The organism is Bradyrhizobium sp. Gha (assembly GCF_900113735.1).
Taxonomy (GTDB): Bacteria; Pseudomonadota; Alphaproteobacteria; order Rhizobiales; family Xanthobacteraceae; genus Bradyrhizobium.
In genome coordinates, this window is the sequence record NZ_FOQM01000011.1 from 54,220 (window position 1) to 73,886 (window position 19,667).

The 19,667-nt window shown below is 58.4% G+C and carries 14 protein-coding genes and 1 pseudogene; 2 read left to right on the forward strand and 13 right to left on the reverse strand.

Annotated features, from left to right (window positions below):
• Nucleotides 1-298: 298 nt before the first annotated feature.
• The 5 genes and pseudogenes from BM222_RS16010 to BM222_RS16030 all read right to left on the reverse strand — a co-directional run bounded on the left by BM222_RS16010 (nucleotide 299) and on the right by BM222_RS16030 (nucleotide 7,536).
• Nucleotides 299-2,107 (reverse strand): S8 family serine peptidase, encoded by a 1,809-nt coding sequence (locus tag BM222_RS16010; RefSeq protein WP_092229192.1) that lies wholly within the window; start codon nucleotides 2,105-2,107, stop codon nucleotides 299-301.
• 498 nt (nucleotides 2,108-2,605) lie between these two features.
• Nucleotides 2,606-3,277, reverse strand: a pseudogene (locus tag BM222_RS16015) (5'-methylthioadenosine/S-adenosylhomocysteine nucleosidase family protein); the annotation flags it as partial.
• 442 nt (nucleotides 3,278-3,719) lie between these two features.
• Entirely contained in the window at nucleotides 3,720-5,360 is a 1,641-nt protein-coding gene (locus BM222_RS16020; protein ID WP_092229194.1) for an MFS transporter, read from the reverse strand.
• Between the two features lie 44 nt (nucleotides 5,361-5,404).
• Nucleotides 5,405-6,406 carry a glutaminase A gene (glsA, locus tag BM222_RS16025; RefSeq protein WP_092229195.1) on the reverse strand — a complete coding sequence of 334 codons (1,002 nt, stop codon included), beginning with the start codon at nucleotides 6,404-6,406 and terminating at the stop codon, nucleotides 5,405-5,407.
• A gap of 629 nt (nucleotides 6,407-7,035) precedes the next feature.
• A complete protein-coding gene (locus BM222_RS16030; protein ID WP_092229196.1) occupies nucleotides 7,036-7,536 on the reverse strand; it encodes a DUF1269 domain-containing protein in 501 nt (166 codons plus the stop codon).
• Between the two features lie 305 nt (nucleotides 7,537-7,841).
• On the opposite strand from BM222_RS16030, the gene BM222_RS16035 reads away from it, so the two are divergent.
• Nucleotides 7,842-8,039, forward strand: coding sequence for a hypothetical protein (locus BM222_RS16035; protein WP_092229197.1), 198 nt, complete (start codon nucleotides 7,842-7,844; stop codon nucleotides 8,037-8,039).
• Between the two features lie 3 nt (nucleotides 8,040-8,042).
• Here BM222_RS16035 and BM222_RS16040 read toward each other — a convergent pair whose 3' ends face one another.
• Both BM222_RS16040 and BM222_RS16045 read right to left on the reverse strand, forming a co-directional pair.
• Nucleotides 8,043-9,722, reverse strand: coding sequence for a Na/Pi cotransporter family protein (locus BM222_RS16040; protein ID WP_092229198.1), 1,680 nt, complete (start codon nucleotides 9,720-9,722; stop codon nucleotides 8,043-8,045).
• A gap of 74 nt (nucleotides 9,723-9,796) precedes the next feature.
• Nucleotides 9,797-10,249 (reverse strand): universal stress protein, encoded by a 453-nt coding sequence (locus BM222_RS16045; protein ID WP_092229199.1) that lies wholly within the window; start codon nucleotides 10,247-10,249, stop codon nucleotides 9,797-9,799.
• 828 nt (nucleotides 10,250-11,077) lie between these two features.
• On the opposite strand from BM222_RS16045, the gene BM222_RS16055 reads away from it, so the two are divergent.
• Entirely contained in the window at nucleotides 11,078-11,842 is a 765-nt protein-coding gene (locus BM222_RS16055; RefSeq protein WP_092229200.1) for an IS5 family transposase, read from the forward strand.
• Here the strand turns inward: BM222_RS16055 and BM222_RS16060 are convergent.
• The 6 genes from BM222_RS16060 to tnpA form a co-directional block, all read right to left on the reverse strand.
• Nucleotides 11,807-12,343, reverse strand: coding sequence for a DNA-binding transcriptional response regulator (locus tag BM222_RS16060; RefSeq protein ID WP_092229201.1), 537 nt, complete (start codon nucleotides 12,341-12,343; stop codon nucleotides 11,807-11,809). The two genes, BM222_RS16055 and BM222_RS16060, sit on opposite strands and share 36 nt — an antisense overlap.
• The gene (locus BM222_RS16065; protein WP_244547150.1) at nucleotides 12,340-12,717 is read right to left on the reverse strand and encodes a response regulator; all 378 of its coding nucleotides are present in this window, start codon (nucleotides 12,715-12,717) and stop codon (nucleotides 12,340-12,342) included. Before BM222_RS16065 ends, BM222_RS16060 begins: the two co-directional genes overlap by 4 nt.
• A gap of 101 nt (nucleotides 12,718-12,818) precedes the next feature.
• On the reverse strand, nucleotides 12,819-16,289 hold the full coding sequence (locus BM222_RS16070; protein ID WP_092229203.1) for a hypothetical protein: 3,471 nt from the start codon (nucleotides 16,287-16,289) through the stop codon (nucleotides 12,819-12,821).
• 517 nt (nucleotides 16,290-16,806) lie between these two features.
• Complete coding sequence (gene tnpC, locus BM222_RS16075) at nucleotides 16,807-18,285, reverse strand: IS66 family transposase (protein WP_092229277.1); 1,479 nt, start codon at nucleotides 18,283-18,285, stop codon at nucleotides 16,807-16,809.
• Between the two features lie 122 nt (nucleotides 18,286-18,407).
• The gene (tnpB, locus tag BM222_RS16080; RefSeq protein WP_092229204.1) at nucleotides 18,408-18,764 is read right to left on the reverse strand and encodes an IS66 family insertion sequence element accessory protein TnpB; all 357 of its coding nucleotides are present in this window, start codon (nucleotides 18,762-18,764) and stop codon (nucleotides 18,408-18,410) included.
• Complete coding sequence (gene tnpA / locus BM222_RS16085; RefSeq protein ID WP_092229205.1) at nucleotides 18,761-19,189, reverse strand: IS66-like element accessory protein TnpA; 429 nt, start codon at nucleotides 19,187-19,189, stop codon at nucleotides 18,761-18,763. Before tnpA ends, tnpB begins: the two co-directional genes overlap by 4 nt.
• Nucleotides 19,190-19,667: the final 478 nt, after the last annotated feature.

The following is a 19,667-nucleotide window of genomic DNA, read 5'->3' on the forward strand; positions in this document are numbered from 1 at the left end:
AATCTTCCGGCGAGAGTAAAGCCTGCCTTGAGGCCGGCGGGAACGCGGCGATCTTGCTAGAGTTGAAACCCGCCAGGAAATGGATCAGCAATGCAATTGAGGTGCCCGTCACAAATACCTGCCTCTCCCCTGCGTGTGATGCATCCCTGACCGGCAAACGAGCATCCGGGGCTTCGTTGCATCACAACCCGTTGGGCGGCAGCCATGTGGCCGCCTCGTACCGGCCGATATGAAGCGCGCTGCTTTCCTGTGCGCCGAAATTGAAAAACCATGTCGTCATCGATCGTAGGCATCAATCTCATAATCTCTCTCCTCTTTCCAGATACAGCTGCATCGGGCTGACAATCATCGGGAATTCGTGGGTCACATCGACGCGCACGAAGTACTCCTTTTCGGACGCAGTAGCGTTCCTGAACGTATAAATAGCTCTCATAATGCGGCCAATATCGGCGCCGAGCCGCGACGCTATCACGCGCATGCCCGATAGCTCGTATCCATCGATTTGGCTCGCCGGTGGCGTGTAGCGCGCCGCCAGGAAGTTATAGGCGCGATCTTGGTCTGATAGACCATGATTGTCGGCCACTTGCGAGAACGAGGGCAATCCGTCTAGGCTAAGCTGATTACGCTTCACTTGAAAAATCTGGTCCACCTGAACCGCGATTCCGTCCGGCGTCTGCGCCCCCGCGACACCGATTACAACGTCCAGGTCCTCGGCGTTGATCGAGGGGGCCTCAACCGGCGGCGCTTCCTTCGCGGCTTTCTTGCCTCCGCGGCGTTCGGGTTTGGTGTATTTAGGCCGCTCTAAGGCGTCGATCAGGTCGTCGAAGTAGCTCGGGTCGCTCGGATTGAGCACGAAGACAGGAAAATCCTCGATCGTCAGGCGCCAACGCAATTGCCGCGCGATATACCTGGTTAGCTTTGGGTCCTTCGACAAAACCGCATGCTGCCATTGTCGATCCTCGGTTGGTCTTTTGGTGAGGTCTCGATCGGGCGAGAACTCCACGCCCAGATGGAGAGCCAGCGCTTGCATCTCCCGCTCGATGGCCGCGTTTGGATAGTCCGCCTCGATCGTGCCAATCGCGTAGACAAAGCCGCTGCGCCCAGGCTGGCCTCCATGACAGGTACAAGCTCCGCCTGGAGCCCCGCAGCCGCATCCCGCTGGTGTCACCGTCTGCGGTTTTGCGATCAAGCCAGCCACCTGAGATGGAGCCGGTTGTTCACTTCCATAGGCCATCGTCGTCGCTCCCTGCAGGCTCGCATAATTTCTCATCTCGACAGCTCCGGTCGCGGCAAGTGCAGTCGGAACTATCCGATCGAGCGTCGCCGACACGATTTCGCGGGTCAACATGGGCGGCTTCGATCCGTTGCGCGGACTAAGGCCTGCCAGGGCGGATCGTAGCGTGGCGCTATCAATATCCGGTCGCGCCGACCACACTTGCGCCAGAATGCCTGTTGCGACCGCGGTAGCGACGCTCGTCCCCGACATCACGGTAATGCCCCCGCCGCGAACATAGCCCGGCATTCGTCCAAGCGCGGCAACCCCGCGATTGGATATCTCGGGACCGAAATTGGATTCCGGCAGTAAGCTCTGCGACGCATCCAGAGCAACGATCGGTATGACGGCTGGGTGGGTCAAAAGCTGTCCAATGGCGAGACCGCCCTGGTTTCCGGCTGCCGCTAGCAAGAGAACCCCATTTGCTTCGGCAAAATCTAAGGCGGCCGCAAGCCGCCGGTTGATGCCGGACTCTGTACCGACGATCGCGAGGCTGAGATTGATAAGCCGAGCCCCTTTTTTAACAGCTACTGCAATCGCAGTCGCAAGTTCGTCAACGCTGGCGGATGGCGAATTCGCATCGACGAACAATGGATAATGCAGGAGCCGGCAGTTAGGGCACAAGCCGGGCATCAAGGTGTCTGGACGCGCGCCCAGTAGCCCCACGATGAATGTGCCGTGATCACACGCACTATTCGGACTACTGTCGCAGCTTCCGTCGGCGAGGCTGACAGGACTGTTCGCAAGTGCACCTGCCAATGCGGTCGCGTCGTATGGAGCATCAATAACAGCTATGGTGAGAGTTCGGTTTCCTTTACTGATCCCAGAGTTCATACCGATCTTTCAGGAGTCTTCGGGCGCCTCGGGAACACTCCAATCTTTCGTTGCCCCGAATGCGGCCCAGTCCAGTAGCATCAATCGCTCGCGCATTCTCGCAAGGGGCGAATCTGCGCAATATCAGGTCGGCACGAGATCACAATTCCCTCAAGAGTAGTTTCTTCGTCTTCGTCGTGCAATACGATTTTGCCACGATCTGAACAAAAGGGGATGCCTCAGGTCGACTTTTACGTCCTCGCGCCCACCGCCCAAATCCAACCGCCAGGGCGAACTCAGGATTGGATAAAACTTGGGGGCAAGCTCAAAGCCATTATGAAAAGGGGTGGTCGGTGCTGAATTTTAATCCGTCGGAAAGGAGATCACTTCCTCAGCAATGCAAAAGACCCGATCAGGGACTTGTAGGGACTGATGATCGAAGGGTTATGTACAATCAGTCTACCTTCGCAAAAGTCTCAGACGGCCTTATTACATCAACCATTCCCTACACATCCAAACTCAAACGTCTTGGAGCAAGCGGACACCAAATCTCTCTATTAGCAGACTGAGAACGTTAGCGCTCGTAAATGCAGCGAAGCGCTGTGCTTTATCGTTCTTATCGGGGTCTGCGAAATCGCATACCGCCTTCAAGGCAAAAGCCTGTGGCTGCGGCGACGATGATGAATGAGCCGCAGCATAGAGACCATAGACCTCCATCTCGACTCCCAACAAGTCTCGCTGTTGCTCCTTTATCTGTTGAATGACCTCTCCGTCAGCCAGAACGGCGGAGCCGGATGCTACCGGTCCCACCAGGATCCTAGGTATTCTAAGAGCTTCTTCGCCAAATTTCTGAGCTATCCGACTCAATGACGCATGATTTGCGCGTAGCTGCTCAACATGAATCCGAAGCTTCGTAGGTACAGGTATCTGATGCGGAGCAATCGAGAACGAACTATTTTCCCTATCCTTGACACGCTTACCGCTCTGGAAGTCCCACGCTGGGTCGGCTAATAACACGTCTCCCAGATCAACCTTCCCTCTAACACCCGCGCATATTCCACACATCACAATGAGCTTTGGTCGCAGCTTCTCAATTACCTTCGCGCTTAACAGCGCTGTCGAGACCATGCCCATTCGTGTTGCTGCCGCAGCACAAACTGAGATATGAGTCCCATCGATGGTCAACTTTCCCTCGTAGTAAAACTGAGTATCGTCGAGAGGTTTTGCACTTGACCATCCCCAGTCTAGGGTGCGTACTCATAAGATCTGCCGGGACTTCCGAGAAGGGCTCACGAGCAGGCTACCAACCGAGGCGGTCTTAGTTCATCTTGCGCCGTAACTTCCGGAGTATTTCCCGGAGACCGTTCGCGTACTCTTCGATCACGCGCCGAGCCTCCTCCAACCGGGAGGGTTTGGCTTCCTCTGCCTCGCTCTGCTTGTCGGGACCGGCCATGAGCCGATTGTCTGGCCCCACGCAGCGGAATCCTTGCGTTAGATCAAGGTTAGGGCGGCAACTGAGGCGGCCTTACTCTTTCGGCGGGCTAACTTCGCGGATTGGCGGCTGTTGTTCCAAAACGCCCCGCTTCGAGCAGTTTCAAATCCGGTGACTAACCCACCTAGTCGCCAAGTTGCGTCAACTCCCTTTCCGCGTCGGTCGATCCGGCAATTCGCCCGGCCGATAGTCGGGCAGACGTCCGGCCGGAATGATCGAGAGGAGCGCCAGACCGGCCAGGATCAAAAGACCGATCTTCAAAGCGCGCTGTCGAGATTCCGTGTTGATCCGCACGGCTTCGGCGACCTGCCCCGGCGTTGCTGTGGTGCCGGACAATACGGCCTGCAGCCGATCATTGCTGACGAAGTTTATGCTATCGAGATCGACCTGCGCCTGCAGCTCGGGCGTCAGCTTCGGGCTCGCCGCGATGCTGCCGAGCGCAATCGCGCTCAGGAGGCCAACCAGCAATGCGCCGGCTGTGGCCGTTCCGACGGCGGAAGCGAGATTTTGTGTGGTGCCGCGCAGCGATCCGACGTCGCTCGCGAGCTCTTTCGGCGAGGAGGTCACCAGCACGTTGAATAACAGGGTGACCAGCGAACCCTGCCCGATGCCGAAAATGATCAGGCCGAGCAGCACCGGCCACTCGTTCCAATTATTGCGGACCACGAAGGCCAGCCACACCAGCGCAATGGCGCAGAGCGTGAAGCCGTAGCGGCCGATCTGGCGCGGCGCCAGACGGCCGTAAAGCCGCACGATCAGCATCGCGGCGAAGAAGACCGTGAGGTTGAACGGCATCATCGCGATCGCGGTCGCAATGGGCGTCCGGCCCTGCACGATCTGGATGTAGAGCGGAACTGTGAAATTGAGGGACGCTTCAAGCGCGACGACAGCAAACATAGCGTACACCGCCGCGCGCTCCTCGACAGAGTCGAGGACCTCAAGTGAAAGCAGCGGGGTTCTTCCGGTTTCCTGGCGTTTGCGCGTCCACATCAGGAAGCCCTGTCCGAGGACAATACCGATCACGATCAGGATCGGCGCCGGCGACATCCCCAGCAGGTCGAATGGCGCGTTAGGCGCGGCAAGCGTAAGGCCCCATCGATTCAGATTATTGAATCCGAACACCATGAAAACGATCGCGGCCGCGGCCAGTAGGACGCCGACCATGTCGATGGTCACGTCGGGACGTGCTTCGTCCGCCTTGAGTTTAAAGCTCAGCAGAAAAACGATCGCCGACACCGCAATCAAAATCCCGAATACCGGGCGCCAGCCGATATAGGTACCGAAGATACCCCCGATGATGAATGCGAGCACACCGGCAGCCGCGCGCGCCGAACCAAGCGCGCCCACGGCCGTAGCCTGCTGTTCTCCGCGATAATTCTCCGCGATCAGCGCGACCAGCGCCGGCACGATAATGGCCGCGGATGCCCCTATCAGCCCTTGCGCCGTGATCATCAGAGTCGCGGTGGGACTGAATGTCATCAAAACCTGGGAGGCGCAGAACACGACGACCGCGATCCGAAAAACCCGGCTCGGACCAAAGCGCTGAAGGAGCTTCGCGCCGAGCATCACCAGGCCCGCGACGAGCATCCCGTAGACCACAATGCCGGTCGCTACCGTCGTCGGCGGAACGCCAAAACTCTTCACCATGCCGCCCAACGACACCGGCAGAGCCGCGACATTGAAGGACATGATGATTTGGGAGAGCGCGATCGCGATCATCGGCACCCAGGAGGCGCGCACCTCCGACTCCACGTGTGAGGCTGGAACGGCTTGTACCGACATGGCCAATCTCCTATTCAGGGTCGGCGCGGCGGACTGCGACCGCCTTACGTTTCAGCGTTCGAGACGAACAAATCCATTCCCAGGTTCTGCGACAGGAATTTTGCAGCAAGTTGTCCCTTGACGCTGTTGCCGGCGGCATCGAGCCTCGGAGCGAAGGTTCCGAAGCCGCCCTTGCCGGGCGAAACGGCAACGATGCCGCCGCCGACGCCACTTTTGCCCGGCAGCCCAATGTCGTAGAGCCAGTCTCCGGAGGTTTCGTACAGTCCCGCGGTCGCCATCACGGCGAGCGTGTAGTGGCAAACGGACACATCGACCACACGCTGCCTGGTCAGCGGATTGACGCCACCGTCGGCGAGCGTCGCGCCCATCACGGCAAGGTCCCTTGCGCAGACGTTCAGCGAGCACTGGCGGGTATAAAGGTCGGTTGCTTCCTTGGGGTGGCTGTAGATGCGATCGTAACTCTGTAGCAGGCGGGCCAGGCCCCGGTTACGAAAGTTAGTCGCCGATGCCGAAGCATAGACTTCCTCGTTCAGCAGCAGGGTTCGGCCTGCGAATTTCGACAGGCCGTCACGGATGAACTTCCATTTGTCCGCCCCCGACGCCCCGGGAACCAGGCTGGTCGTCGCGATCGCGCCGGCGTTCACCATCGGGTTGGTTCGCCCGTCCGGCGTCTTTTCGACCGCCCCGAGCGAGTTGAAGGCGAGGCCAGTGGCATTGGCACCAAGCTTGTCGCGCGCTTCCTCGGGTCCGATGACGTCGCAAATCAGCGCAAAGACGAACGGCTTGGACACGCTCATGATCGTGAACTCGTAGTCGGTATCTCCGGCGGCGTAGATTTGCCCACTGGTATCGGCAATGCACACGCCGAACAGGTCGCTCGGCGCTCGCTCGAGCGTCGGGTACACCTTGGAGTTCTCGCCCTCATTGTTCGATCGAAAGCGGGCGTGCGCTTCGCGCACGAGGTCCTGCACCGTACCCGCTTCAGGCAGATGCCCGGTCGATATGTAGGGCCAGCGCGCGTGCTTAGGCGGCGAGAGCGTATCCATCACATCCTGTCAGGCAATGGCCGGGCTCCCGGCCGACCCGGCACCCTGTCGGGGAGCGGTCGTGGACGCTGGATTCCTGGCCTGCCCGGCTTCGGCGGACGAGCCACCGGGCGGCCTGGGTGCCGCCATCCATGCCAGCCGGCAGGACCACCCCAGCCATGGCCGCGCCGCCAATTAAAGCCACACCGATACCAGCCGGCGCCGCGCCACCCGCGGCTGTACCAACAATAGCCGTGGCCCCTCCAGCGGAATTGGACAGTCTCAGCAAGCCCAAGATCACCGGCGGCCTCATGCAGGCCGAGCGGTGCTCCGATAATTCCGGCATGCGAGCGACTGCCCGTCGTCGTCACCACCGCCAACGCGGCCCCAAGAGCGAGCATCCAAAAAATTGATTTCCGCATGATTTCCACCTTGGTTCTTGACCGCCCAGAACTTGACCGCCCAGAAAGAGAACTCGCCAAACGGAGCTCGGCCAACCCTTTCGCACGCGAAACTGCGCAACCATCTTTGCCGCTCGCGCGCTGACCCGGCGTTACGGATCAACTGACCTGGTCAGCGGCAAGGACGTCGGCCGAACACGACAAGCGCTCTCGTGTTCAGCTCCAACCTTTCGGCTTTGCCTCACATGACTAGGCAGCCTTGGCCTGAGTAGCCGCGGCAAGGGTGTCGCGCAGATGTTGTTCTTTCTTTTCGTCGAGAGAGGTTTTCAGGACGGTCCCTCCCGCATCCTTGATTTCGTTGAGGACCTTGTCTGCAGTCATGCTTTTGATCAGCAGGAACAGAACGGCATCTCCGGATTTCACCTTCGAGCTGAGGTCCTTCATGAACTGATCGTTAATACCGAAATCAGTCAGCGCGCCGCCCAATGCGCCGGCGCCGGCACCTAGCGCCACGCCAATGAGGGGGTTAAGGAACACGATTCCGAACAGCAGTCCCCAGAAGCTTCCTCCTGCGGCACCCGCCATGGTGGTGTTCACGAGTTGATTGAGTTTGACCGTTTCGCCGGTCTTGACCGCGATCACGGCATCTTGGATCGCGATCAGATACTCTTTCTGGAGCTCGAGGATTTTCTGCCGAACTTCTTCTGCTTTGGCTTCGGATGGATACACAATCGCGACTAGATCCGACATGGAGCTCTCCCGCAACGATGTGATGTCCCGCCCCTTCACGCATTCTGATGCGTGAGCCCAAAATCTAACACAGAACTGATAAATCCGGCGCCGCCTCAAACGCCGACCGCCCATTCACAATTAAGAGATGTGACCCTCTCACCGCAGTTTGAGTAAGACCAACTGTCATATGCGGGACGGAGCTGGTGCGAGCGTCCAGATGCGCGAATTTAGAAAAACGAAGCCGCGCGTGCAGTAACATGCGACCGGGTCTAGCTTCAGGGCGCAAGCATGATAGTTTAGTGCTGCAGAGCGGGAGATTTATCATGGCCGCGTACACTGCAGACAGCTCGACGCTACTGCTGAAGAAGTTCGGGGGATTGGTCCTGATCGTTCTCGGCGTCCTCGGTATCGCGATCGGGTTCGAGTCCGGTTCAAACGGATGTCTTGTCGCCGGAATTATCGCGCTTGCCTTTGGCATGGGTCTCCTTGTGCTGAAGATCATCCGACGTAACGCCACGTAGCCTCTAGCCGCGACCGACAAGATGGGCTGCAGAGCGCCAGGCGTGATGCGAGAGCGCTTCGATGTTTCGGACCGCTTCGACGCGAGTGAGCGCCGCGTCGGCGGTGAGTGTTGCATTGGCGACTGCCCCGACAGTCGAACTGCGGTGAGTGCGCAACACGCCCCGAAGTTGTGTCGTACAATGCTCCAGCTCGGCCAGGGCCTGGTCAGTCGAGCTCACGCGCCGACCGACGTCGGCGCGGAGTTCGGCTTCGATGATTTGCGGCAAGTCAGTGGTGCGGGGCGAGCCCGCCACCTCCTGCGCAATCGTGGCGGCGCTTCGCATCGCTTCCATGCACAGCTCCGCAGCGCGGATTTCCTCCGGTCCGCCATTCTTCGAATTGGCGTGAATTCCTGCCTTCGCGATTTCCGTCAGTCGAGACGTGTGGTCGAGTGCGTGCAATGTGCTCGTGCGTCGCCGTTGCTCGTCGCCAGTCTCAGATGGTCCCCTGACGTCGGATAAAAATGTTCGCGCCTGACGCAGGGCATCGGCCGCTTCTTGTACCGATGCCGCGTCCCCAAGACGTATTGGCTCAGCGCGGCCGGCCAATGCCGCCTCGATCGCACCACATAGCTTTGCGAGCACACGCGCGATCGTTCGACGCACCGCTTCCACCGCGACGACAGGTGTAGCCAGGGCCGAGGGATCGAGGCATCGCGTGAGCGGCGAGCCACGCTCCGGCAAAATGCGCTCGACTAGTCGCGTGAACCAGTCGACCAGAGGCAATAGGACCGCGACCCCGACGACGTTATACGCGGTGTGATACCCAGCCAGCAGTGTGACGCCGTCGATACTGTTTGAGCCACGCACGAGCAGAGGGATGACGACGGGAAAGAACATCAGCGCGATGATGGCGGCGACAAGCTTGAAAAGGACATAGGCGATGGCGAGCCGCTTGGCGGTGGTACTCGCACCAATCGCCGCCAATGCGGAACTCGTCGCTGTCCCGATATTTTGGCCGATGATCAGCGCACAGCCCTGGTCCAACCCGATCGCACCGGCGTAGTAGGCGGATAACGTAACCGCGACCGCGGCGGTTGACGACTGCATCAGCGCGGTCATCACCAGCCCGGCCCCCACCAACGCCAGCACGCCCAGCAGGCCCGACCACGACTGGGCTTCGGGACCGGCAAGCACTGCAGGCAAGTCCGCCGGATGCAATCGTTCGGCTAGTCCGCCCATGCCTTGCTGCAGGGTGGTCAGCCCGAAAAGCACAAGCCCAAATCCTGCAACCGCGGCGCCGACCCCAGATATTCGTCCGCGCGTCAAAAGCTTGGTCAACGCGCCAACGAAGATCATCGGCAGCGCGGCTGACGTGAGCGAGACACGCACGCCCACCAGCGCAACCAGCCAGCCCGTCGCCGTCGTGCCGACATTCGCGCCGAAGACGAGTCCCAACCCTTGCTGGAACGTCAACAAACCTGCGCTCACAAGTCCGATCGTCGTCATGGTTGTTGCACTAGAGGACTGCACCAGGAGCGTCACGATCGCGCCCCAGAAGGAGCCGAGCAGCGGAGTCGCTGCCGCCTTGGCGAGCACAGTGCGGAGGGCGGAGCCGGCCAGCAACTTCAAGCCGTCCGTCATCACGGTCATACCAAGCAGGAAGAGTCCCACGCCGCCGAGGGCCGAGATTGCGATAGACATGCGGGTCCCCGAGTCAGGCCAGCTCGCGCGCTTTAACGAAGCTGTAGAGAGAAGACGGCCGAGCACTCCATTCGCTAGTGCACAACCAACACGGGCACGCTTCCGTCGACCAGGACCTCCGACGTTTGGCTTCCCAACAACAATTTTCTGAAGCCGCGACGCCCATGAGAGGACATGACGATCAGGTCGCAACCTCTGGACTTTGCTGTGTCGACAATCGCGGTGGCGGGGTGCGCATTAGGAACATGCAAGAGCTCGGCAGACATCCCGACCTTCGCGGCGATGGCCCGCGCTTCATCGAGGATTTTGGCCGCTCGTTCTTTCTTTGCCGCGTCAAAGCGATCAAATTCTTCCTGCGAGGGAAACCATCCCCCGGCGTGTCCGCTTCCATAGTCGACCGGCAGCGATTCCGTCACGGTGATGATTGTCACTTTGGCATTCAACGCCTTTGCCAGGGCGACGCCTTCCTTAATGCCTTTTCTCGCGACATCCGATCCATCCGTGCTCAAGAGAATGTTGGCATACATTCGCAAGCTCCCTTGATCGTCGAGCGTTTTATTTAGCTGATGATCTTCCAATATCGTTCGATCGTCGCGGTCCGTCTATGGCCTGCTGCATAGGACAGCATCCATGTCCCACAGGGACTGCGCGGAGAGCCCACCGGGTGCTCGGTTGCCACTTACCGATAAGCAGGTGTTCAGCCTACCGAACGCACTGATCTCGTCCTGATGATTGACGCGATAAGAACCAAGCTGATCGCGCAGCGTTTATGCCGCACAACTCGAATGGAGGTGGTCATGGTCAAGAAGCCGTTTCTCGCTCTCGCTGTTGCAGCCGTGCTTGCCTTGGCTCCTACTGGGGTGTCCGCCCAACGTGGCTTTCACGGTGGATGGCACGGCGGCGGTTGGCATGGCGGCGGTTGGCGCGGGGGTGGCTGGGGTGCACCAGCGGTAGGAATAGGTATCGGCCTCGGGCTCGCCAGCGCGGCCGCATGGGGTCCTGGCTGGGGGTGGGGAGGACCTGGCTGGGGGCCCGGCTGGGGAGCGCCCGGTTGGAGTTACGCGGCGTATGGTGGTTGCACGCGATGGCGTCGGGTTTGGACCGGTTGGGGTTGGCGGCTCAGGCCAGTGAACGTGTGTTGGTGAGCCGCGTGACGGATGGTGGCCTCGCGTAGTTGTCGAGCAGATCTTGGCACGAGCGCCGCACATAGGCGCCGCTCATTGCCGATGTCTGCATTCGTTGATGAACGACAAAACTCAAAATGAGCATAGTAGGTCTGCTTTCGGGTGCATAGCGACCAGTTGAGCGCGACAGCCGAGCCATGATTCAAGCCCACCAACGGAAGGGGCCGAATCATGCGCTACGAACTCACAGATTATGAGTGGTTTGCCATCAAGCCGATGCTGCCGAATAAGTCGCGCGGCGTGCCACGAGTGAACGACCGTCGTGTCCTCAACGGCATCTTCTGGGTCTTGCGATCCGGAGCGCCATGGCGCGACCTGCCAGAAAACTTCGGTCCGTATACGACTTGCTACAATCGGTTCGTTCGCTGGCGACGGGCGGGAGTGTGGGCCAAGCTCATGAGCGCACTGGCTGGTGCCCGTGATGCTGCAGTGCAGATGATCGACACTTCTATTGTTCGCGTACATCAACATGGGGCCTGCATCACAAGAAACTGGCGTCAATCGATGGGAAGGTCACGTGGCGGTCTGACGAGCAAAATCCATGCGGTGGTTGATAGCAATGGTCTACCAATACGGCTTGCGTTGAGTCCCGGCGAGACCCACGACGTTCGACTTGCCGGAAAACTGCTGTCTGGTCTCAAATCCGGATCAATGCTGCTTGCCGACCGAGGCTACGACGCCGATTGGATCAGAGAGCTTGCCATGAACAAAGGCGCGTGGGCCAACATCCCGCCGAAAAGCAACCGAAGCGATCCGATCTGCTTTAGCCCGTACCTCTATCGTGCCCGCAACCAGGTCGAGCGGTTCTTCAACAGGATCAAACAATGCCGTCGGGTGGCAACCCGCTACGATAGGCTTGCGGGAAACTACCTTGCCTTCATCCAACTCGCATCTATCCGGCTATGGTTGGCCGCGCGTTATGAGTACGCGCCGTAGTTTCAAGACCTCTTCGAGTTCAGGGGACGCCAATGCGCAAACGACAGCCAGGTCGACTCCGTATTCTGCCCGCCGACGTCCGGCTTCGGATTGCTCAATTTCATACTTTACGCAGTTTATACATCGATCGATCCATTCGTCGTTGATCGACGAGTACTCCAGTATAGTCCACGTCCAATCCATAAATGATCCGAGAGCATCATCTGCCACCTCTCTATCAGCAGTTAGGCCGACGATGCGACCTGGCTTGATCATCGATTCTGTCTCATGAAGCTCAAACAGAAGATCAAGAGAATGCTGTTTGGCGGGATCTTGATCGGGCCAAAGCGGAACCACGATGTCCAATATCAGAATGTCACAGTATGTTTTCTCTAAAACGTCTCGCGCTTGTCGGGTGCTCTGAACGAACTGGATATCTCCTCTCTTGACGCCTATGGCTTCGAGGCGAGTCACAAGGCGTTGGTACCTGTTGGATTGGTCATCGGTGATAAGGATCTTCACTGAGATTCTCCGGAATTTAAGCCGAGGCCGACCAGCGTCTTCTCCAAAGCAATCTTCCATTCATCGTAGGTTGAGTTGAAATGCAGCACGCCGAGGAACAAGTCGGGAAACTCATTGGATAAATTGTCTCGAAGTTCTGATAGTTCGACGGTCTTGCCGGCTGCCGTAGGGAAAGCTTCGTAGCCAGTTATCACAATGGTCGGGCAGCGGATCCCCGCGTGGGTCATGTGTCGAAGAATTTCAACACCTCCAAAGCCTTGTGGGCGTCCCCCAGCTTCGTTCTCGCCGACATCGAACGTTGGCAGGGACATGTCAAGAAGTAGAAGATCTGGCAACGAATCGTCGAGCGCATCCAAGGCTGAATTGACGGACATCGCAAACCGAGCCGAAACGGTGGAAGACCACCGCTGCAGAAAGCGTTCGACGTGCCTTCTTTTAGGGGACTCGTCCTCGACGAGGAGAATGTTGAGCCTACTCAGTGCTTCGCTTCCTGCTGGATGACTAGGGCATAAACTACTGTAAGCCGAAAGTCTCTTCCTTGGCCGAAGCCAAAAGTCAGCTCCCCTTTTTCAGATTGGCGGACGACTGCGGCTAGCTTCAGGAACCCACTCCCGCCCTCACGGCGAGTTCGCCTTCCCACAGCGCCAGCATCGATGAGAGCACGGATTTCCTCCAGCTGACGGAGCCGAGCTGGGGTGCTCCCAGATCGTGTTTCGCAGGTGGTGTCAATAGCTAGTCGACCGGCCGCAAAATCTGGAGTAACCACGATTCTGACCTTTGGCTTCTTCAGACCAGAGTGAGCGCGCGCGTTGTCCAGCGCAACAAACAGAGCATCGTGAACAAAAATGAGATTGGATGCGGAAATACGGATGTCCTCCGTTTCCTCTACTGTTTTCTCGATGATGGGCTCGAACGCTCGTTGGCACTTCAAAGCAGATTCGATTGCAATGTCGACCGCCTGAGTCAACGTGAAGTACCTCTTGCTTGCCTCTATGTTCGAATGGGTGAACCAGGTAGCTGCCTCGTCCAATGCCCGCTGAACATCAGTGGACCGTAGGCCGATTTCGGTATCGATCTCCAGAAACGCGGGATCATCCTCCGCGATCATTCGGACCGCCGCCCGGAATTTATCAAACGCATCGGTAATTTGGGTCTTTAAATCCTCTGAAAGGAAAAGCCTTGCCTGAGCCAGAGACGGCTCAAGTGCAGCCCACATCACCGCCATTGCAGTTAAAAAGAAGGCATCGAAGTTCGTGTCTTCAGCCACGATCGATCGGGTCAATGTCATAAGTTGCGACGAAAGATCCAGGTAAATCACACCTGCCGGCTTTTCAGGCGATCGAATATGCAGCCGACTATCCTTTGCTTCCAAGAGCAGGGCGTCGAATTTTGCTGCAAACTCAGAAATTGCTCTATCCAAATCGCCCAGCGCTTCAGGAGAAAGAAAACGAAATCTCGAAAGCAGCGCGTCGTTGCGACGATAGCCGCTCCCGCCGGTTTCCTTCGTCGTGATCAGGTTCGCAAACTCTAGCGGTCCACGGATCAATCCTATAAAGGACTGATGCCGAATTCGTTTGCTCAAGTAGAAGTCTAAACCGAAGCTCGAGTTGGTCAAAAATTCTTCCCCAACACGCCTCAAAATGCTGAAGAGCACCGCATCGGCCTCAGTCTCCGGCACGAACGTTTGGCGCGGGCCTGGTGCGACCATCAGCTCCTTCAGCACGTCGTCAAATCCCTGCTCCGGCCCGATCTGCAGAGACAGTAAGTCCCCATAACGGGCAAAGTCCTCCGACAGTTCTCCGAATGCCCAACGTTCCAGAGCAGCAATATCCACGTGAATCCTTGTGCGGTCCACGATTTGTCGACCTTCATCAAGAATCTGCTGATCCGTAATTTGGAGCACTTCAGCCTCGTAAGTTGGAGAGTTAGAAGGGTCTAGATCGCGAAGCGCCGCACAGATGGCTATCCGCTCATCAAGCACTTGACGCGAGCTTTTTAGGATACGCGATACATCTAGAACGTTAGGGACACACACGAATCTAAGGAAGTAGATCAGCTGTCTAAGGTCGTACTCACCGGAATAGTCGAACAACTTAGATGGCTTCTCAGCCTTACTCCCTCGGAGAAAAGAGCCTGCGGCGTACCTCAATTGCGAGCCGATAGCATCCCGCTGCTCTTGCGCCCAGAGAAGGTTGAGAACAATGGAGGGGGCAAGGGGATTGGTAACCGACTTGTAGTCCGCCCACGCGAACGTGTCTATCGCTGGAACTATCGGGAGGAAGGGCCTTGCCGCGTCAGTCCGAGTTTCTTCAAAGGCAATCAGTTCGATTGCGGCTTGGCGATCGCCGACAGCGGAAGTTGCATGCAAACGCGCTTGTGCCAGAATAGCCGCGAGCACCTCATTATTTGGGTAGGCGCTGAGGTCAGATAATAACTCCCGCGCAGCTTGGTATTCCGTGTTTCGCAAAAGGCGGATAGCTACCAAGATAAGTGCCGCCGAAGATTGCATCCGATGGCAAGGAGGCACCTCGCTGGTGAGGTGAAGCCAAGTGCGCGCCGTAACGCGGCTCAACGCGTTTTGGTCTATGCAATCCGCCGGGTTTGCTATTTCCGAGAAGTCTTCGACGCCAAGCGTGGGGCTGTTCAGCCCGATCAACCAAGGCTCCCATCGATCGTCGGGTCTGCCTCGTCGAATTTGGCCCAATAGGTCTGACAGCCCCGCCATAGTTGGTAAAGCTCGCAGATTGACCGAAGCTTTCGTAAGGCTGGCAAGAGCTTCGTCCGCCGATGCACCTCGTCTGAGAATCGTCGCTAGCAACCGGGGGACATCATCCCACTTCTTGAAAGCGCTAACTGCTCGTTGACGCGTCGCTGCCAAAGCAAAGCCACAGTAAAACTGTCGCCAAATGTCGACTGAGCGCACATGTTGCGCGTTCCTTCGAAGGGCACGCAACGCCGGAACGATCTCCTCGGCGAGTAATGGATCGGAAATGGAGGTGTCCCGGGGCGGGAGTGCTGATGAGGCAACAATACCGAGGTGAACTCGGAGCTTACAAAGACGAAAGTCATCGATGGGACTAAGTGTGAGCAGGACTGCGTGGACGCACTGCCGAAGATTTAACAGGTCCGGAGCATGCACGATCTGCTGCAGTACGGCGACGAACGTCTCATACACATCGAACAACGAATGGCTTTGTTCGACACGTAGAACGTCTGCTAACCTTTCCGGCGAATTGGGCCAGATACTTGCGAGACGATAGCCGAGGTATTGTTGAATTGGCGGGGTGAAATATTGATGTCGCTGAATCCGAGCAACAATATCCTCGATGAATTTGGGAAAAGTTGTCTTTTCCTCATTTCGCACGCCGGTATGATACGCAACGAATCCCAATAGCCCTCTTTTGTAGACATTCCGCACTTGTGCCACGTACTTCTTCTGGCCTTCTAGGCCGTTGAGCATCTGCTCCAAAGCAACGCGCAACTGTACCGCCCACAGCGTGACGCCAAGGCCCGCGTTCATGATGCCGAGCCGATGAACGGCTTCGCGCAAATTCTGTTTGGAAACTAGCTCTTCAATCTCTTGAGCTAGTGCACGTGAAGTATTGATGAGCTCAACATTGTTTAGAATTCTTGCGGTAATCCATTGCAGTTCGCGCTCGAGCGGCACTGCAACAGCATCGATGACCCCTGAAAGCTCATCGTATTCGATCGGTATGTGGCTCAGTTCGCCGGCTTGGGCGCTCGTCTGCTGACCAATCCACGAGAGGAACTCGGTGTCCCTATCTGGCGTCAGTCCTGATCTTGCTTCTAGAAATAGCCGACGAAGACCGGTTCTGAATTCCCTCGAGACTGGTACGGTCCGAACTTTGACGAATTTCTTCGACTTCAGATCGGAAATGAGGCCGCGGAACTTGTTTTGCAGTTCAAGGAAGGATAGATCAATCAACGGAAACGTTCCGACGTGTTAATTCGTTGTATAGGAATTGTTATTGCTCAACTTTTGAGCGCATTACTTGACAATTAGTAGTCGCTAGGGCGGCCCCATCTTCTGCACAGGCACGTACAGTGCGCTGCACAGATAAGTTCGTGAGGGTTTATCCAACACGGAGAACCCGCATGCCGATCCTGAAGTCCCTCTCGTTCACCGCACTGCTCATCCTGTCGGCGGCAGCGGCATCTTGTTGGTGATTTGCTTCCTTACCTCGTTGCAGCAACGCGTAGAAACTCCAATCGTCACATGCGCGAGGAAAGCTTCAGCACGAGAGGCTGACGGCAGGTCGCGGGAGCCCGTCCTCGTTCCTAATGAGCATCGCTCCTGAAATGCTGTGATTCTTCGGCGATGCCGTGGGCAGGGTGCGCAACAGAGCAAGCTTCCAAATTTCATAGCCCCACAGCCTAGAGCAGCACCGGCGCCGGTTTATTGCGTTTCTGCCCAGAGTCACGCTGAACAGTAAGCGTCGTTCTTAGGCCACGGCTTTGAGGGCTTGAGCGCGGTAAGCCCAGGGCAGTAGCTGGTCGATGTCCCGGTTTGGATGACCATTGACGATGCCGGTGAGCGCGTCGGTCAGGTAAGCAAGCGGATCGACGCCATTCAGCTTACAGGTTTCGACCAAGGAGGCGATGATCGCCCAGTGCTCGGCACCGCCGTCGGAGCCTGCGAAGAGCGCGTTCTTCCGGTTGAGCGTGATCGGACGGATCGAACGTTCGACGGCGTTGTTGTCGAGCTCTATACGGCCATCATCGATGAAGCGCGTCAGACCCTCCCAGCGTGAGAGCGCATAACGGATGGCGTCGGCCAGCTTGCCCTTTTGACTGATCAACGCGAGCTTTGCGCGCAGCCAGCGTTCGAAGGCTTCCGCCACCGGCCGGCTCTTATGCTGCCGGACGAGGCAGCGCTCCTCGGCGCTACGGCCACGGATGTCCTTCTCGATCGCGTAGAACTCGGCGATATGCCGAAGCGCCTCGTTTGCGATGGGCGCGGGACCGGGTGTGGCAAGTTCGTAGAAGTTCCGTCGCATGTGCGACCAGCAGAATGCAAGTTGGACGTCGCCACGTTCGGTGAGCTTGCCATAGCCGGCATAGCCATCGACCTGCAGGATCCCCTTGAAGCCTGCAAGATGGGCGATCGGTCGGTCGGCTTTGCGGTCGGGCGCATAGACGTAGGCGACGCCCGGCGGATCAGCGCCGCCCCATGGCCGGTCGTCCGCCGCATAAGTCCAGAGCTGACCGGTCTTGGTACGCCCGCGGCCGGGATCGAGCACCGGCATCGTCGTCTCGTCCGCGAACAGCTTTGGCCGTTGCCTGAGCTTGCTAAGGAGACGGTCATGCAGCGGACGCAGGTGGAAGGCAGCTTGTCCTACCCAGTCCGCCAGCGTCGAACGATCAAGCTCAATGCCCTGGCGGGCGTAAATCTGCGCCTGCCGGTAGAGCGGCAGGTGATCGGCATATTTGGAGACCAGCACCTGGGCGACGGTAGCCTCGGTCGGCAATCCGCCCTCGATCAGCCTAGCCGGGGCTGGCGCCTGCATGATGCCATCCTCGCAGGCCCGGCAGGCGTATTTGGGCCGCCGGGTCACGAGGATCCGGAACTGCGCCGGGACCAGGTCCAGCCGCTCGCTTCTGTCCTCACCGATACGGTGCAACTCGCCTTGGCAGCAGGGACAGGTCTTGTTCTCGATGTCGACGATGACCTCGATCCGCGGCAGGTGCGCCGGCAACGCGCCACGGTTGGCGCGGCGCTTGCGAGCTCGCGCATCGCGGCCTTCAGGTGCACTGACGTTCTGTGCCGTCTTGCCGTACGCGGCGACTTGCTCGACGTCTTCCAGGCCCAGCAGCATCTGATCTTCGGGTAGCGTCTCCGCCCGCCGGCCAAACCGGTGACGCTGCATTTCCTTGATGATCTGACGCAGCCGTTCGCTCTCGCACCGCTCGGCAAGCAGCATCGCTTTCAGCGTCTCGAGATCGTCAGGCAGGGCGTCGCTCACACCCAAATCAGAGCATATTCGCCGCCATCTTGCGACGCGTTCGGCGCTCCCGATTCATTTCGCCGCAGCGCTGCCAACAGTTATCCGGGCTGCGCTGGCGGCGCCGTCTCCCGTGCCTCGTGCACAAGCCGCCAGTCCAGTCCTTCCAGCAGCGCCGACAATTGCGCCGCTGACAGGCGCATCACACCGTCCTCGATCTTCGGCCAGCGGAAGATCCCATCCTCAAGCCTCTTGGCGAACAGGCACAGGCCCGTTCCATCCCAGAACACCAGCTTAATCCGATCCGCCCGCTTGGCCCGGAACACATAGACAGCTCCCGAGAATGGATCTGCACCCATGCTCTCGCGCACCAGGGTCGCAAGACCCTCCATGCCCTTGCGGAAGTCTACCGGTTTGGTCGCCACCATCACCCGGACCGCGCCTGACGGACCGATCACCGGCTCGCCTTCAGTGCCTGGACGATCGAGGCAATCATCGCCGTGTCCGCTCCACGACCGGCTCGGATGGTGATGCCGTCGACTTCAATCTCGATGATCCCGCTATCTGGCTTGCGTACCGCTTTGCGCTCCTGGCGAGCAGTCGGCGCCGGCACCACAGCGTCCACCACCGCCGGCACAAACTGTACTTCGTCTGCCTCGGAATGACCGCCTGCAGCTTCTCGCAACTGACGCCGCCAGCCAAACAGCTGCTGCGGCGACAATCCATGCCGTCGAGCCACGGAACACACCGAGTCGCCACTCGCCACGATCTCCGCGACGATCCGCGCCTTGTCCTCGTCGCTCCACTTCCGCCGACGACCGGCTCCGGTGAAGACCTCAAGCCGCCGCACCGGCTCCGTGATAGCAGTATGCACTGTGTCCATTCTAAGCCTAACGGTCCAAACCGAACCGCAGACTCGCAGATCGCCCCGTCATCCGGTAGGTGGTCACTGAACAGCGCTTACGCTGAACAAGAGCGCGGGGCCTCTTTTTCAAGCCGCAAGACGTCGCTCTCGGAAGGACCATTCGATCCCAGCTTAGTCGCGGGCCATCTCGCATCCTGTGCTGACAAAGCGCGCATTCCTCCAACTGGCAACGGTGCGTTTCGTACTGAGCGCTTGCGATCACGCTTTGCCATCCGCCTCAACGGGAGTCACACGTCAGCCGTCGACTGCGCTGCGATGAGCAAGTCGCGGCCATTCGGAGGAAAACTCTGAGATCGCTGCATAGAAAACATCGACAAACCTGGAACACTCCTGTAGGGAAGTGCACAATATTAAGCGCGCTACCTAAGAGCGTTACCGTAGTTCAATCTGTTTCGATTCGCCCTGATGCTTGGGCCAGAATGCTTTTAATGTGAGC